Below are 16,211 nucleotides of genomic sequence, written 5' to 3' on the forward strand. Positions count from 1 at the left end.
AGGCGCGGGTGCGGGACTATGTGTCGGTGCTCGGACTGGAGCTGGTGCTCGACGAGGCGGAAGGGTACGCCTTCCTCAAGAGCCGCGCCGAGACCGCCGAGGACGAGGCCGCGCCCAAGCTGCCGCGTCTGGTCGCGCGTCGGCCGCTGTCGTTTCCGGTCAGCCTCTTGCTGGCCTTGCTGCGCAAGAAGCTCGCCGAGTTCGATGCCGGCGGAGCCGAGACGCGCCTCGTGCTCTCGCGCGACGAGATCGTCGAGCTGGTGCGGGTCTTCCTGCCCCAGAGCAGCAACGAGGCGAGACTCATCGACCAGATCGAGACCCACATCAACAAGGTCGTCGAGCTGGGCTTCCTGCGCCGTCTGAAGTCCGCAAGCGGCTCCGCCCGCGGCCCGGACAGCTACGAGGTGCGGCGGATCCTGAAGGCCTTCGTCGATGCCCAATGGTTGGCGGACTTCGACGCACGGCTGGCGGTCTATCGGGCGCAGGTCGGCCCCGACGACGGCAGTTGAGCCCCAACGGACGAGGAACGCAAGGGGTTGAAACCATTCGGCAATCGCGTAACGATGCGGCGATCGTTCAACGCGAAGGGTGCGAGGCAAGCGATGACACCGCTCTACGAGCAGGATTTTTCGGAACTCCAAGCCGCACGTGAAATCCGAGCCGAGGAGACGCTGTTTCCCCAAACTTGCCCTTTCACCGTCGAACAGATACTGGATGATCACTGGCCCGATGCAGCCGCTTGAATCGCTCGACCTGGACTTCGTTGCCGACGACCGCCTGTCGGGCTTTCGTCTGTCGCGCCTTGAGGTCTTCAACTGGGGCACCTTCGACGGTCGCGTCTGGACCCTGTCGCTCGACGGCAAGAACGGGCTGCTGACCGGGGATATCGGCTCGGGCAAGTCGACCCTGGTGGATGCCGTGACGACCCTTTTGGTCCCCGCCCAGCGCATCGCCTACAACAAGGCTGCGGGTGCGGACAGCAAGGAGCGCACGCTGCGCTCCTACGTGCTGGGGCATTACAAATCGGAGCGCAACGAGGTGACCGGGGCGGCCAAGCCAGTGAGTCTGCGCGATCACAACAACTTCTCCGTCATCCTCGGCGTCTTCCACAACGCCGGCTACGATCAGACCGTGACACTCGCGCAGGTGTTCTGGATGAAGGAGGCGCAGGGCCAGCCGGCGCGCTTCTTCGTCTGCGCCGAGCGTGATCTCGCGATCGCGACCGATTTCTCCCGGTTCGGGACCGACATCGCCCAACTGCGCAAGAAGCTGCGCGGACTCGGTGCCGAGATCGAGGACGGCTTCCCCAAATACGGCGCCTGGTTTCGGCGCCGGCTGGGCATCGACGGCGAGCAGGCGCTCGAGCTCTTTCATCAGACGGTCTCGATGAAGTCCGTCGGCAACCTCACCGATTTCGTGCGCGGACATATGCTGGAGCCCTTCGCGGTGGAGCCCCGCATCAAGGCGCTGATTGCACACTTCGACGACCTGAACCGCGCGCACGAGGCGGTGCTCAAGGCCAAGCGTCAGGTCGAGATGCTCACGCCCTTGGTGGCGGACTGCGCACGTCACGCCGGCCTGACGCGCGAGGTCGAGGATCTCAGAGGCTGCCGCGACGGTTTGCGTACCCATTTCGCGGGTTTGAAGCTGGCGCTGCTCGCGAAGCGTCTCGCGCACCTGCAGGAGGAGCGAGAGCGCGTCGATGCCTTGGTCAAGCGCCTGGACGGTCGCCGCGAGGAGCAAGGCAACCAGGTCTACGAGCTCAAGCGCGCGGTGGCCGAAAACGGCGGGGACCGACTCGAACGCCTGGCCGCGGAGATCAAGAAGCTGGAGGCGCTGCGCAACACCCGGCAGGCCAAGGCACGACGCTATGCCGAGCTGACGGCCGGTCTCGACGAGAGCCCGGCCGCGGACGAAACGGCCTTCCTCGCGCAACGGCGTCGACTCGCGGAGATCCGGGAGGGTTTGCAGACGCGCGACATCGATCTACAGAACGAGGTGACCGAGCATAGCGTCACCCTGCGCCAAGGCCAGCTTGAGCACGATGCCCTCCAGGCCGAGATCGAGAGCCTGAAGCGTCGCCGCAGCAATATCGACGACCAGCAGATCCGAATCCGTGCCGCACTTTGCGAGGCGCTGGGCCTTGCGGAGGAGTCGATGCCCTTCGCGGGCGAGCTGCTGCAGGTGCGCGACGACGAACGCGACTGGGAAGGTGCGGCCGAGCGACTGATGCGCGGCTTCGGCCTGTCCCTGTTGGTGCCGGACACGGCCTATAAGGCGGTCGCCGAGTGGGTCGACAGCAGCCAGTTGCGCGGTCGTCTGGTCTATTTCCATGTGCGCGCCCGGGTGCGTGCCCAGTTGCATACAGGGGGCCGGGGCGACCTGCCCGAGCTGCACCGCGATTCGCTGGTGCGCAAGATCGCCGTCAAACCCGACTCGCCCTTCTACGACTGGCTTGAGCGCGAGCTGGCGCATCGTTTCGACGTGGCCTGTTGTATCACGCAGGAGCAATTCCGCCGCGAGACCCGCGCCATCACGCGCGCCGGCCAGATCAAGGACCCGACCGGACGTCACGAGAAGGACGACCGTCACCGCATCGACGACCGCAGTCGCTATGTGCTGGGCTGGACCAACGCGGCCAAGATCGAGACGCTGGAGGCCAAGCGTCGCCGGCTCGAGGCACATCTCGCCGAGATCGCCGCACTCACGGGCAAGCTCTTGTCCGAGCGAAAAGCGCTCGGTGAGCGCCTGAACGCCCTGACGCGACTGGAAGAGTTTGTCGACTTCAACGAGCTGGATTGGGCCTCGGTCGCGACCGAGGTCGCCGCACTCATCGACGAGCGGCAACGCTTGGAATCGGCATCCGATCTGCTCAAACAGCTCAATCAGCGCCTGGGCGAGGCCGTCCAGGCGCTTGGGCTCATCGAGGGCGAGCTGGAAGAGGCCAAAGCGAGGCGCGCCAAGATCGAGCAAAAGCAGGAGGATGCCGAGGCGCTCCAAGTGCAGACCCGAGCGATCTTCGAGCCGAGCGGGGACGCTGCCCAACCCGCGCCATCGGCCGAGCTGACCCAGCGGCTCGAGGTCATGCGCGCCGAGGCGCTCGGCGAGCATCAATTGACCGTGGAGTCCTGCGACAACCGCGAGCAGGACATGCGCGCCTGGCTCCAGAGCCGGATCGACAGCGAAGAACGCAAGATCAAGGGCCTGCGCGACCGCATCATCACCGCGATGGTGGCCTACAAGGACGCCTTCAAGCTCGAAACCCAGGAGCTCGACGCCAACGTCGAGGCGGCCTTCGAGTACCGACAACAGCTCGATCAGTTGGGACGCGACGACCTGCCGCGCTTCGAGGCACGCTTCAAGGAGCTGCTGAACGTCAACACCATCAACGAGATCGCCAACTTCAATGCCCAGCTCGCCCGCGAGCGCGAGACCATCAAGGAGCGCATCGGGCGCATCAACGAGTCGCTCACCCAGCTCGACTACACCCCGGGACGCTATCTCGCGCTCGAATCCCAGATCAGCCCGGACGCCGAGATCCGCGACTTCCAGTCCGAGCTGCGCGCCTGCACCGAGGGTGCCTTGACCGGCTCGGAGGATGCGCAGTATTCCGAGGCCAAGTTCCTGCAGGTGAAGACCATCATCGAGCGCTTCCGCGGGCGCGAGGGCCAGACCGACCTGGACAGACGTTGGACCGCCAAGGTCACGGACGTGCGCAACTGGTTCCTGTTCGCCGCAAGCGAGCGCTGGCGCGAGGACGGGACCGAGCACGAGCACTACTCGGACTCGGGCGGCAAATCCGGCGGTCAGAAGGAGAAGCTCGCCTACACCATCCTGGCCGCCAGCCTCGCCTACCAGTTCGGGCTGGAATGGGGTGCCGTGCGCTCGCGATCCTTTCGCTTCGTCGTGATCGACGAGGCCTTCGGGCGCGGCTCGGACGAGTCGGCCCAGTACGGTCTACGGCTCTTTCAGCAGCTCAACCTGCAACTGCTGATCGTCACGCCGCTGCAGAAGATCCATATCATCGAGCCCTTCGTCTCGGCCGTCGGTTTCGTGCACAACGAAGGCGGTCGCGAGTCCAAGCTGCGCAATTTGACGATCGAGGAGTATCGCGAGGAGTCCAAAGCGCGCAAGGCCGAGCCGAGCGCAAGCATGCCGGCATGAGCTGGACGACGGCGGCGGATCTCAAGGCGCAACTGAACCGACTCTGGGAGCGTGGCGAGCTGCTGCGCCCCCTCGTCTCGGACGACGTGGCCGGCACGAGCGGATTCCCGCTGCGTCTGCGATTGAAGGGACCGGGCTCCGCAGATCTGGCCGATCGGTTCGAGGCGGTGCGGGCTTGGATCGCCGAGCTGACGGCCGTCCCGCGTCTGCGGATCGAATGGCGCGCGGTCAATCACCGCGTGCTCGGCCCTCAACGTCTGCCCGAGACCCTCTGGGTCGACCGACTCGAGGACGCGCTCGCCCTGATCGGCCGACGGGGCGATGCGGCCCGGTTCGCGCGTTGCGTGGAGATGACCCGATCGAGGCAACCGGCGCTGCTCGAGTGGCTCGGCAGGCGTCCCTTGCAGGCGATCGCACTGGCCGAGGACTGGGAGCGCCTGCTGGCGGTGGTGGACTGGCTCCGCCGCCACCCGCGCCCCGGGATCTACATCCGGCAGGTCGATATCCCGGGTATCCACAGCAAGTTCATCGAGGCGCATCGCGGCGTCCTCTCGGAGCTTTTTGATCTTGTCCTGCCGGCGGAGGCGGTCGCTGCGGATCGCGTCGGCGTCGGTCGCTTCGCCGCACGCTACGGGTTCCTCGACAAGCCCAACCGGGTCCGGTTTCGCCTGCTCGACGACGCCGTTACCTTGCTGCCCGGACCGCAGCTAGCCGATGTCACGCTGGATGCGGAGAGCTTCGCCCGGCTTGCGATCCCGATTCGACGCGTCTTCATCACGGAGAACGAGACCAACTTTCTCGCCTTCCCGGACGCGGCCGCCTCGCTGGTCGTCTTCGGCGCCGGGTATGGGTGGGAAGCACTGGCCCGGGCCGAGTGGCTCGGTGCCTGCACCCTGCACTACTGGGGCGACATCGACACCCACGGGTTCGCCATCCTCGACCAGCTCCGCGGCCGATTCGGCCGGGTCGTCTCCTTCCTGATGGATCGCGCCACCCTGATGGCGCACGAGACCCTCTGGGGCGAGGAATCCGATCAGGTGATGCACGATCTGCCGCGGCTCACGGAGTCGGAACGGGCCTTGTTCGACGACCTGCGCGACAACCGCATCCGCAAAGGCTTGCGTCTGGAGCAGGAGCGGGTCGGGTTCAGATGGGTGGAAACTGCGCTCTCGGATACACTGATCGACAACAGCGGCAGGGCAGCGGAAAAGACCCTGCCCGAACGGTGCCTCTCGCAGCACCCGTTGTGCTGACGATAGGAAGCACAACGTCCGCCGATGGTCGGTTGTGCCTCGCACGGCTCGGCACAACCGGCTGCGCGACAAGGTTTCCTGCAAGCGATGGGCTATCGGATCGCGGACGAGAGCCCCACTATTTGACCCGAGCCGCGTGCTGCGGCTCCATCATCTACGAAGCGGCACCGTCTTGCCGTTGATGGTCAAGAGCCCGTCGCCCAGACGCAATGCCGAGGAGACCCTGTTGGCGCGCCGTGTGATCCAGCCATCGCGGATCCATCCGGCGAGCAAGGCCTCCGCCTCTTGCCGCGCGGCCTGCTCGGCTGCCGGCTCAGAGGTCGGCAGAGACTCGTCCTCGAATCCGGGTTCGAGCGAGCGCGCGATCCAGTCCAGCGCAACCGACTCCGGAAGCTCCAGATCACCGTCTGCCCGCAGCAGGATCACCCAATCCACGACACCCGAGGTCAGCGCGTTCGGTGAATCGGTGCCCGGGTCGAGCCGCAGATCGAGCCGCCCCAATGCAAGGCCGTCGGGGGTCTCGATCCGAATCGGCTCGACGCCGATCCGTGTCGCGCTTTCGACGAAACGCGGGGCCAAACCCGCGATCAGGCCGGCCGTAACCAGGCCCCGCATCTCCTGCGCGACCTGGTCGGTAGCCAGCATGCGGATGCCCTCGGCCAGATCGGCGAGCGCCTCGGCGTCCAGACGCTCGCCCGAGAGGCCGAGCTCCGATCGACCGTAGGACATGGACGCCGTCGCGAGCTGCTGCGCGGAGAGTCCGAGACGCAGATCCAGCAGACCCTCGCGAAGCGCTCGCGACAGGGTCGCCGAGAGGCCCTCAATCCGCAGCACGTGCGACACGGTTCTCCCCGCGCCAACCTCGCCCGCTGCTCCGTAGAGCTCGACCAAGGCCGCCTGCAAGCGACCCGTGCCGGAGGAGTCATCGGGCCGATCGGCCTCGAATTGCAGATCGGTCAGGCGGACGAGCGGTCCCGTGGGTGTCGTCAGCGCAGCTTCGGGAAGCGTCAGCCGCACCTCGACGGACTCCTGCCCCGAGGACACGACTAGATCGCCGTCGAGCGGTCCGTGCCGCAGTCCCATCGCCTGCGCCGTCGGCAGCGTCTCGCCCGGCGGCACACGCAGCTGCATCCGGCCCGAGCCGTCTGCATGCAGATCGATGCTCACCGGCAGCGTCGGCAGGGCCACCGGCAAACCGTCGGTCTCAAGCCGGGTGTGAACACGACCGAGGATCGGCGGAAAGCCCGTCGTGAGCCAGATCCAAGGCCCCTGCTCGATCCGACTGTCCAGTCGAATCCGGATGGGATGCAGCGGCGCTTGCGCCGCAGGATCGGGCGGGATCAGCACCTCGAACGCGGCGCTGGAGGCGAACCATCCTCGGTTGTAGCGATTCTGGAGGATCTCCCGGTTCGGCATATCCTCGACGAGATCGGCCAGGAGATCCTCGTAACCGGCCTTGGCTAGGTACCCGAGTGCGAGCGGCCCGACGCCGAGCAGCAGTCCGAGGACGATGGCGATCGTCAGGATCGCCCCGCCGAGCAATCGCCTCATGCGGCGTCGACGCCTTGCTGTCTGACCCGGGCACCGCCCCCGGGCCCGGCGTCCGCGACCGCCGACAAGTCGCGATCGGGGAACCGAAGCCCGTAGGCGTCGCGCACGGAGGCGAGGATACCGTCGGCGTCCAGACCACAGGCGGCGAGCTGCTGGGCATGCTCGGCGTGGTCGATATAGCGATCCGGCAACCCGAGATGCACGCAGGAGATCTCGATGCCCTCGGCGGCCAACCACTCGGCCACGCCGCTCCCGGCGCCTCCGGCGATGCTGTTCTCCTCGACGCTCACCAGGAGATCATGCTCCTCGGCCAGCGCCCGGATCAGCGCGCCGTCCAGCGGCTTGACGAAGCGCATGTTGGCCACCGTCGCATCCAAGGTCTCCGCTGCCGTCAATGCGGGGGTGACCATGCTGCCGAAGGCGAGCAGCGCCACCCGGCTCCCCTCCCGGACGATCTCGCCGCGACCGATCGGCAGGGCAGGCGCCTCGGGGTCGATCCCCACCCCCGGTCCGTTGCCGCGCGGGTAGCGAACCATCGCCGGGCCCGGATACTCGTAGGCGGTTCGAAGCATGGCTCGACACTCGTTCTCGTCCCCCGGCGCCATGATGACGAGCTTGGGAAGCGGCCGGCTGAAGCTCAGATCGAAGCTGCCGGCATGGGTCGCCCCGTCCGCGCCGACCAGACCGCCGCGGTCGACCGCGAAGGTCACATCCAGCCCCTGAAGGCAGACGTCATGGATCAGTTGGTCGTAGGCACGCTGCAGGAAGCTCGAATAGATGGCAACGACGGGCTTGACGCCTTCGCAGGCCATGCCCGCCGCCAAGGTCACCGCGTGCTGCTCGGCGATCCCGACATCGAAGAAGCGCTCCGGGAAGCGCTTGGAGAAGACCGTCAGGCCCGAGCCTTCGCACATCGCCGGCGTGATGCCGATCAAGCGCGGATCCGCCTCGGCCGTGTCGCAGAGCCAGCTGCCGAAGATCTGCGTGTAGGTCGGGCCCTTGGAGGCGCCCTTGCGCAGCTCGCCGGTGCGCCGATCGAACGGCGTGACGCCGTGATAGGTGACCGGTTGGCCCTCGGCGGGCTCGTAGCCGTGACCCTTTTGAGTCACCACATGGAGGAAGCGCTGACCGCGCATCTCCTTGATGTTGCGCAGCGTCTTGACCACGGAATGCACGTCGTGCCCGTCGATGGGGCCGATATAGTTGAACCCGAGCTCCTCGAACAGGGTGCTCGGCATCAACATGCCCTTCATGTGCTCTTCCCAGCGTCCGACCAGATGACGCAGCTGCGGCATCCCGCGCAGGGCGGTCTTGCTGCCCTCGCGCATGGTCGTGTAGATCTTGCCCGAGAGCAGCCGTGCGAGATGGTTGGTGATGGCGCCGACGGGGGGCGAGATGGACATCTCGTTGTCGTTGAGGATGACGACCAGATCGATATCCATCGAGCCCGCGTGGTTGAGCGCCTCGAACGCCATCCCGGCACTCAAGGCCCCGTCGCCGATGATGGCGACGGCATCGCGATGCTCGCCTTTTTGTTTCGCGGCCAGGGCCATGCCGAGTGCGGCACTGATCGAGGTGCTGGAATGGCCGACGCCGAAGCAGTCGTAGTCGCTCTCGCAGCGCTTGGGGAAGCCGGAGAGTCCGTCTTTCTGGCGCAAGCTGGGCATGCGATCGCGCCGCCCGGTCAGGATCTTGTGCGGGTAGGCCTGATGGCCGACGTCCCAAACCAGCCGATCGCCGGGGGTGTCGAAGACGTAGTGTAGGCCGACCGTCAGCTCGACGACGCCGAGGCCGGCCGCAAGGTGACCGCCGGTTTGGGAGACGGTGTCGACGAGAAAGCCCCGCAGCTCGTTGACGACCGAAGGCAACAGATGCTCCGGCAAGGCGCGCAGATCCGCCGGGGAGTTGATCGAAGCCAGCAACGGATAGCGGTGCAGGGTGATACCTGAGTCACTCGAAGGGCGGTCGGGCATGGTCGGCATTCGCGCATAACTGAGACGGTCGGCTAGTTTAGACGAATCGCCGCGCGGCTGCTAAGCGACGCGTTCCTCTTCGGAGTTGCCCGAGCGCCTCCGGCCTCCCACTCAGGCGACGGCCTTGCCGAAGACCGCGATGACGGCCGTCGCTCCGAGCGCACCGAGCAGCAGAAGGACACCGACCCCGGGATGGACGAGCAGCTCGGGCGAGAACAGCATCACACCGCCGAGGCCCAGCATCATGAGACCCGAGAGGAGCTTCAGGATCCGCCCCTGACGTTCGGTAAGTTTCTTCGCGCCCAGCGTGAAGGTGAAGATCAGAACGATGGCCAGAAGCGGCAGGACGTAGACCAGGTTGTAGAGGGCCAGGTAGCCGTAGTAGGCGGCCGCCGAGAGTTCGTGAAGCGTCAACACACGGGTGTAGACCATCGGAAAACCCGCAGTGCAGAGCAGCTCGTAGCTGTTGGCCGCCAACGCCAGGACGAGCGTTCCGATCAGCATGGCCCCGAGACGGTCGGCCGCGAGCAGACGGCGCATCCGCGCGAAAAGTCCGGGCTTCGCATGGTCGGGGATCGAGAGGGTGGGTCCGCGACGAAAGAAGAAATAGTCCTTCACATTCAGCCCGCCGACCAAAAGCGCGACCAACCCCGCGACCGTCGTCACCACCCAATCCGGCACCTGATCGGGACCGGAATCAGCCGGGGGTTCGGCGGATGAGGCAACAACAACGGCGGAGGACACCAAGAGCAAGGCGAGGATCAGGGTCCGCAAGACGTTCGACCACGACATCGTCAACTCCAACTCCGTATTCTTGATCAGATCGCCGGCGTTGAGCCGGGTCTTCGCGGTGGCTCGATCCCTGCCGGCCTGCGCCCCCTAACGACCGCGGTTCGACTCATGCGACGGCTTCGCCACGGCCTCGAAATAAATCGGCGGGGCAATGACCGCGGCTTCGGTCAAAACGAACTCCCGAAAGGCGTTGGCCGCCGGCGAGAGGCGCTTGCCCCGACGATAGACCAGATACCACTGACGCCGGTCGGGGAATCCCTCGACATCCAAGGTCATGAGCCGCCGCGTCTCGAGCTCCAGCTCGATGGTGTGCATCGACACGACGCTGAGACCCAACCCCGAGCGGACCGCCTGTTTGACGGCCTCGTTGCGGGTCATCTGCATCCCGTAGCGGATGGTCAGACCGCGCTCGCCGAAAAACCGCTCCATCGTCTGCCGCGTACCCGAGCCGGGCTCGCGCATCACGAAGATCTCGTCGGACAGCCGCGCTGGACTGATCGCCTGCTCGCTCACAAGCGGATGATCGGGCGGCGCGATCACCACCAGCGGATTCTCCATAAATGCCTCGGACTCGACCTCCATGTCCGTCGGAGGCACGCCCATGAGCACCAGATCGACCGCATTGTCGTAGAGCATGCGTACCAACTGCTCGCGATTGGTCACGTCGAGCTGCAGTCCGATCCCCGGGTAGCGCTGCTGGAAGATCGCCAAGAGGCGCGGCGCAAAGTAGTTCACCGTACTCGCGACGGCGAGGTGAAGCCGTCCGCGACTGACCCCCTTCAGGGATTCGAGGACCTCTTCCATCTCCCGCAAGGCCCGATTGACGGTCCGGCCATAGTCGAAAACCTCTCGACCGGCCGCGGTCAACAGCATGCGATTTCCCAGGCGCTCGAACAGCGGCAGCCCGGCCTCTTCCTCAAGCTGACGCATCTGCATCGACACGGCCGGCTGACTCAGATGTAGCTCCTCCGCGGCGCGCGTGTAGCTGAGGTGACGCGCGACGGCATCGAATACTTTTAGCTGCCGGATCGAAACATGCACGACGTGAAGCACCTTGTTGGTTCAGGAAAAACCTATAGACATAAGTCTATGCTTATCCCGACTATAAGCAATACTAAGTAGTTATTATAGGGTTTTTGAATATACTGCCGCCCCACGTTCCAAGCGCGAAGCGCATCAAGCGGGACTGCGGACCAGGACCACTGGACCGGCGAATTTCTTCACCATCTCCGAGGACAAGCGAACATGGCAAAGACTTACAGCGCGGGCGTCAAAGAGTATCGCGAAACATACTGGATGCCGGATTACACCCCGTCGGAGACCGACCTCCTCGCCTGCTTCAAGATCACCCCGCAGGCGGGCGTTCCGCGTGAAGAAGCTGCTGCCGCTGTCGCCGCCGAATCGTCCACCGGCACCTGGACCACGGTCTGGACCGACCTGCTGACCGACATGGACCACTACAAGGGCCGTGCCTACGCCATCGAGGACGTCCCGGGCAACGACGAGGCCTTCTACGCCTTCATCGCCTATCCGATCGACCTCTTCGAAGAGGGTTCGGTCGTCAACGTCTTCACCTCGCTCGTCGGCAACGTTTTCGGCTTCAAGGCCGTGCGTGCGCTGCGCCTCGAGGACGTGCGTTTCCCGATCGCCTATGTCATGACCTGCAACGGCCCGCCGCACGGCATCCAGGTCGAGCGCGACATCATGAACAAGTACGGCCGCCCGATGCTCGGCTGCACCATCAAGCCGAAGCTGGGTCTGTCCGCCAAGAACTATGGCCGTGCCGTCTACGAGTGTCTGCGCGGCGGCCTGGACTTCACCAAGGACGACGAGAACGTCAACTCGCAGCCCTTCATGCGCTGGCGTCAACGCTTTGATTTCGTCATGGACGCGATCGACAAGTCCGAGCGCGAGACCGGCGAGCGTAAGGGTCACTACCTGAACGTCACCGCGCCGACCCCGGACGAGATGTTCAAGCGTGCCGAGTACGCCAAGGAGATCGGCGCGCCGATCATCATGCACGACTACATCACCGGCGGCTTCTGCGCCAACACCGGCCTGGCCCAGTGGTGTCGCGACAATGGCGTGCTCCTGCATATCCACCGCGCGATGCATGCGGTGCTCGACCGCAACCCGAACCACGGTATCCATTTCCGTGTGTTGACCAAGATCCTGCGTCTGTCCGGCGGCGATCATCTGCACACCGGTACCGTCGTCGGCAAGCTCGAAGGCGACCGCGAGTCGACCCTCGGCTGGATCGACCTGCTGCGTGAGTCCTACGTGAAGGAAGACCGCTCGCGCGGCATCTTCTTCGATCAAGACTGGGGCGCGATGCCCGGCGCCTTCGCGGTCGCTTCCGGCGGTATCCACATCTGGCACATGCCCGCGCTGGTGAACATCTTCGGCGACGACGCCGTCCTGCAGTTCGGCGGCGGCACCCTGGGTCACCCTTGGGGCAACGCAGCCGGCGCCGCGGCCAACCGTGTCGCGCTCGAAGCCTGTGTGGAAGCCCGCAACCAGGGTGTGCAGATCGAGAAGGAAGGCAAGGAGATCCTCACCAACGCAGCCAAGCACAGCCCCGAGCTCAAGATCGCCATGGAAACCTGGAAGGAGATCAAGTTCGAGTTCGATACCGTCGACAAGCTCGACGTGTCGCATAAGTAAGCTGTCAGCTGTCAGCTATCAGCGGTCAGCAGCGGGCGATCGGCGCGAAGCGCCGGCCCCTTGTGAGAGCTGACGGCTGAGAACTGACGGCTGAAAGCTCAACGCCAGCAAAGCTGACGATCGACTTTCCAAGCGATTTTCACCACGAAACCAGTTTCGGAGTCACACCCATGAGCACCATGCAGGACTATCAATCCAGCCTCGACGATCCGAACAGCCGTAAGTTCGAGACCTTCTCCTATCTGCCCGAGATGGATCAGGCGCGCATTCGCAAGCAGGTCGAGTACATCGTCGCCAAGGGCTGGAACCCGGCCATCGAGCACAGCGAGCCGGAAAACGCATTCGACCACTACTGGTACATGTGGAAGCTGCCGCTGTTCGGCGAGACCAATGTCGACACCATCCTGGCCGAGGCGGAAGCCTGCCACAAGGCGCACCCGAACAACCACGTGCGCTTGGTCGGCTACGACAATTACGCCCAGTCCAAGGGCGCCGAGATGGTCGTCTTCCGCGGCAAGTCGGTCTGAGGATCGGTTTTCGCTTGGGCGAAAACCGATGATCTAACAACGGATTGACGGAAAAAGCCCCTGTCCTGGCGTGCAGGGCGGGGGCTTTTTTGTCATCGGCTTGTGAACGAGAGACCAATGAGATGAGCGAGATCGACCGCGACCAATACCTGATCAAGGACAAGCCCTATTACCGCCCAGTGCAAAACGAGGTCGTCATGTACGAGGCGGCCTACGACGCACGCATGCCGGTGATGCTCAAGGGGCCGACCGGCTGCGGTAAGTCGCGCTTCGTCGAATACATGGCCTGGAAGATCGGCGCCCCGCTCATCACGGTTGCCTGCAACGAGGACATGACCGCCTCCGATCTCGTCGGACGTTTTCTGCTCGACATCAACGGTACCAAATGGCAAGACGGCCCGCTCACGGTGGCCGCACGCATCGGTGCCATCTGCTATCTGGACGAGGTCGTCGAGGCCCGTCAGGACACCACGGTCGTGATCCATCCGCTGACCGACCATCGCCGCCAGCTCCCGCTCGAGAAGAAGGGCGAATTGGTCCAGGCACACCCGGATTTCCAGATCGTCATCTCCTACAACCCCGGCTACCAGAGCCTGATGAAGGATCTGAAGCAGTCGACCAAACAGCGTTTCGGTGCCTTGGACTTCGACTATCCGTCCGCCGACATCGAGACCGAGATCGTCGCGCACGAGGGGCATGTCGACAAGGCGACCGCCGAGAAGCTGGTCCAGGTCGCCCAACGCAGCCGTAACCTCAAGGGCCACGGACTCGACGAGGGCATGTCCACCCGCCTCCTGGTCTATGCCGCCCAACTCATCGGCAAGGGTATCGACCCGCAATCCGCCTGCCGTATGGCGTTGGTCCGACCGCTGACCGATGATCCCGATATGCGCGATACGCTGGATGCGGCGGTGAATACCTATTTCTGAGCTGTTAAACCGCGTCCAGAGCGAGATGCTAGCTTTCGATTGAGCTCGACGTTTGGTGCATCCACGATCCTTGGCGGGGACGCGGTTTAAAATACTGTCTTTTTTATTCTCCTAAACCGCGCCGGCTCCAGCGGTCGTGAAGTCCACCGGGGCCGGTCCCATCGAAAAAAATCGCATGCCGTACTGGGCGCGGTTTAGCTTTCGAGTTCAGCGCCCGTCGGCGGATCGAAACGAGCGGATGACCACTGAAGGTTGGATTCGGCTTCTTCCAAACGATGATTGAGATCCGCAGGCGCTTCGAATAGGAACGCCTGCCCGGCCTTCCGCTTGGACAGTAGACCCAGCTCGACCAGTTGCAGCAGATCCGAACGGGCGGTTTGGTAGACGACAGCGTGGTTTTGGCGGTGCCCCTCGATGGTATAAACGGAGCTCGGGTGGCGGAGTGCGTGACGGATGAGTTCCAGCTGGCGGTGATTGAGGCGTTCGCGCAGCCGCGCGGAGCCTTGAAGCATCGCTTCAACGACCTTCGTCTCGCCGGCCTTGCGCCGCAGATAGGCATGCAGTCCGTCCATGGCTGCGACGATGGTTTCCAGTTGATGGATCAGAAAATAGGTGACGTCTGACTCGTCGGTTTCGGTGAAGAGGTAGGCGCGGGCGTACTGTGCCGGGGCCTTCTTCAGGATGCTGGAGATCGAGACGAATTCGAGCAGCCCGTATCCCTGCGAGAGTGCAGACCAGTAAAAAAGTGCGCGGGCGACCCGGCCGTTGCCGTCGACGAAGGGATGATCATAGGCAAGCGCGAAGTGCAGCAGGATGGCGCGGATGATTGGCGGCACGAAGGGGTCAGTGTCGCGCGCGTTCGCAACATCGCAGAGGCGCTCCAACCGCGCGGGAAGCTCGTCGGCATGCGGCGGAACATGAAGAACGCGCCGGTCTCGGTGATCGACAATATCGATGTGCTCGTCGGCTCGCCGCAGGCGTCCGGCCGCGGTGGGATCGTCCAGCGTGTCGCGAGTCAGAACGCTGTGGAGCTTAAGGATGGCTTCAGGCGTCAGCGGTTCCCCGACGCGCTGGGAGATGGAGCGCATCGCCTGGAAGTTGTTGAAGATCATCGTCTCGCTCTTGTCCCTCGGACGGCGTCCGTGGCGAAGCATCTCCTTTGCGACTTGCCGGGTAGTCGAGGCGCCTTCCAGTTGGCTGGAATTGATAGCCTCCTCGATCAGCGAGCGGGTCAGATAGCTGTCGCGTTGCTCGGGGTTCGCGATCGGTGCCTCGAGTCGGATCTGTCCCGAGGCGTCCCGGTCGATGCGGTGCAACAGTGCGAGGATCGGGTCGACGAGGGCGAAGACGAAAGGCTTCCCCGTCTTGTCCGTGAATGGCGTGTTTTTGTAAAGCAGGCGTCGCGCGGCTTTGACCGAAAACCACCAGTCCTCGGTGCGGAGATCAGTGGGCGGCTGGCGGCGCCGCAGCTCATCCCAGTGCAAATAGCGCCCGTTCGGGGCAGGTCCCGAAGGGTTGCGAAGCAGTTTGGCAAGTTGCGCGCTGCCGCCTGTTTCGACGATGGATCGCAACAGGGTGTCCGTATCGGGTGGCGACATCGGGATTTTCATGGAGCGAGGAATCCTTCGCACGAACTACTAATTTAGTAGCGATTAGTACCAAATTAGTACCAGCAGTGATAGCCCGTCACCGGGTATGACAACCTTCGATCCGGGATAGCGCCATGAGCATCGACTTCACCGAATACCTCTCCTGCCTCAAGGCCGACGCGGATCACCCGCACACCCAAGCGCTCGAAGCGAGCTATCACGAAGCCGCGCGCGTGATGTCGCCGCTCGGGCTGGAGCATTACCTCACCGGCATCAAGGCGATGTGCGGCTTGAACAAGGGCGCGGATCTGGTCCTGACCTATGTGCAGGAGATGCCGCGGGTCGCCAAGGAGGTGGGCGAGGACATCACCCCCGAGGTGGTGAGTGCGCTGATGAAACTGGCCTCCCACACCTCAGGAACGGTGGTGGCGCTGATCATGTCCAGCATGCCGCTGGCCGCGAGCCGACTGGGGGATGCGGAGGTGCTGCGCGGTTATCTCAACCTGCTGCATCAGCTCTCGGGCAAGTCGCCGCGCGGCCTGCGCCCGATGATGGAGAACATGGACGAGCTGCTCGCCAAGCTCACGCTCGGCGGTCTGCGCCGCTGGGCGCTCTGGGGCGCTCAGGCCCATGCGCGCGATCTCGACGGCCAGATGGCCTATTTCGGGCTTCAGACCGAGTCCTCGCGCGCGGTCCTGCAGAAGGAACGGCGCGGGACCCTGTTTGTGGACAATCAGCGCAAGCTCAACTTTTATCTCCGCGCACTCTG

Annotated in this window: 12 protein-coding genes and 1 pseudogene; 8 read left to right on the plus strand and 5 right to left on the minus strand. The window is 64.4% G+C overall.

The window, feature by feature from the left end:
• From VLR48_RS07110 to VLR48_RS07125, 4 genes are all read left to right on the plus strand, one after another.
• Positions 1 to 509: DUF4194 domain-containing protein (locus tag VLR48_RS07110; RefSeq protein ID WP_325291111.1), on the plus strand; the 509-nt coding region annotated here is incomplete at its 5' end.
• Positions 510 to 602: 93 nt separating this feature from the next.
• Complete coding sequence (locus VLR48_RS07115; RefSeq protein WP_325291112.1) at positions 603 to 743, plus strand: DUF29 family protein; 141 nt, start codon at positions 603 to 605, stop codon at positions 741 to 743.
• Positions 730 to 4,164 (plus strand): ATP-binding protein, encoded by a 3,435-nt coding sequence (locus tag VLR48_RS07120; protein WP_325291113.1) that lies wholly within the window; start codon positions 730 to 732, stop codon positions 4,162 to 4,164. Before VLR48_RS07115 ends, VLR48_RS07120 begins: the two co-directional genes overlap by 14 nt.
• The gene (locus VLR48_RS07125; protein ID WP_325291114.1) at positions 4,161 to 5,417 is read left to right on the plus strand and encodes a DUF3322 domain-containing protein; all 1,257 of its coding nucleotides are present in this window, start codon (positions 4,161 to 4,163) and stop codon (positions 5,415 to 5,417) included. The genes VLR48_RS07120 and VLR48_RS07125 overlap by 4 nt, the downstream gene beginning before the upstream one ends.
• A 150-nt stretch (positions 5,418 to 5,567) precedes the next feature.
• On the opposite strand, the gene VLR48_RS07130 is transcribed toward VLR48_RS07125, so the two are convergent.
• The 4 genes from VLR48_RS07130 to VLR48_RS07145 form a co-directional block, all read right to left on the minus strand.
• Complete coding sequence (locus VLR48_RS07130; RefSeq protein ID WP_325291115.1) at positions 5,568 to 6,968, minus strand: DUF945 family protein; 1,401 nt, start codon at positions 6,966 to 6,968, stop codon at positions 5,568 to 5,570.
• Entirely contained in the window at positions 6,965 to 8,941 is a 1,977-nt protein-coding gene (dxs, locus tag VLR48_RS07135; protein ID WP_325291116.1) for a 1-deoxy-D-xylulose-5-phosphate synthase, read from the minus strand. The genes VLR48_RS07130 and dxs overlap by 4 nt, the downstream gene beginning before the upstream one ends.
• 111 nt (positions 8,942 to 9,052) lie before the next feature.
• Positions 9,053 to 9,733, minus strand: coding sequence for a hypothetical protein (locus VLR48_RS07140; protein ID WP_325291117.1), 681 nt, complete (start codon positions 9,731 to 9,733; stop codon positions 9,053 to 9,055).
• Positions 9,734 to 9,820: 87 nt separating this feature from the next.
• Complete coding sequence (locus tag VLR48_RS07145) at positions 9,821 to 10,774, minus strand: LysR family transcriptional regulator (protein ID WP_325291118.1); 954 nt, start codon at positions 10,772 to 10,774, stop codon at positions 9,821 to 9,823.
• 204 nt (positions 10,775 to 10,978) lie between these two features.
• Here VLR48_RS07145 and VLR48_RS07150 point away from each other — a divergent pair, with 204 nt between their 5' ends.
• The 3 genes from VLR48_RS07150 (at position 10,979) to VLR48_RS07160 (ending at position 13,853) form a co-directional block, all read left to right on the plus strand.
• A complete protein-coding gene (locus VLR48_RS07150) occupies positions 10,979 to 12,397 on the plus strand; it encodes a form I ribulose bisphosphate carboxylase large subunit (protein WP_325291119.1) in 1,419 nt (472 codons plus the stop codon).
• Positions 12,398 to 12,567: 170 nt separating this feature from the next.
• On the plus strand, positions 12,568 to 12,924 hold the full coding sequence (locus VLR48_RS07155; RefSeq protein WP_325291120.1) for a ribulose bisphosphate carboxylase small subunit: 357 nt from the start codon (positions 12,568 to 12,570) through the stop codon (positions 12,922 to 12,924).
• A gap of 122 nt (positions 12,925 to 13,046) precedes the next feature.
• Positions 13,047 to 13,853 carry a CbbQ/NirQ/NorQ/GpvN family protein gene (locus VLR48_RS07160; protein ID WP_325291121.1) on the plus strand — a complete coding sequence of 269 codons (807 nt, stop codon included), beginning with the start codon at positions 13,047 to 13,049 and terminating at the stop codon, positions 13,851 to 13,853.
• A 194-nt stretch (positions 13,854 to 14,047) separates the two neighbouring features.
• On the opposite strand, the gene VLR48_RS07165 is transcribed toward VLR48_RS07160, so the two are convergent.
• Positions 14,048 to 15,463, minus strand: a complete 1,416-nt coding sequence (locus VLR48_RS07165) for a Fic family protein (RefSeq protein ID WP_325291122.1) — start codon at positions 15,461 to 15,463, stop codon at positions 14,048 to 14,050.
• Positions 15,464 to 15,576: 113 nt separating this feature from the next.
• Between VLR48_RS07165 and VLR48_RS07170 the strand changes: the two are divergent.
• A pseudogene (locus tag VLR48_RS07170) lies at positions 15,577 to 16,211 on the plus strand (VWA domain-containing protein); the annotation flags it as partial.

The organism is Thiocapsa sp. (assembly GCF_035467215.1).
Lineage (GTDB): Bacteria > Pseudomonadota > Gammaproteobacteria > Chromatiales > Chromatiaceae > Thiocapsa.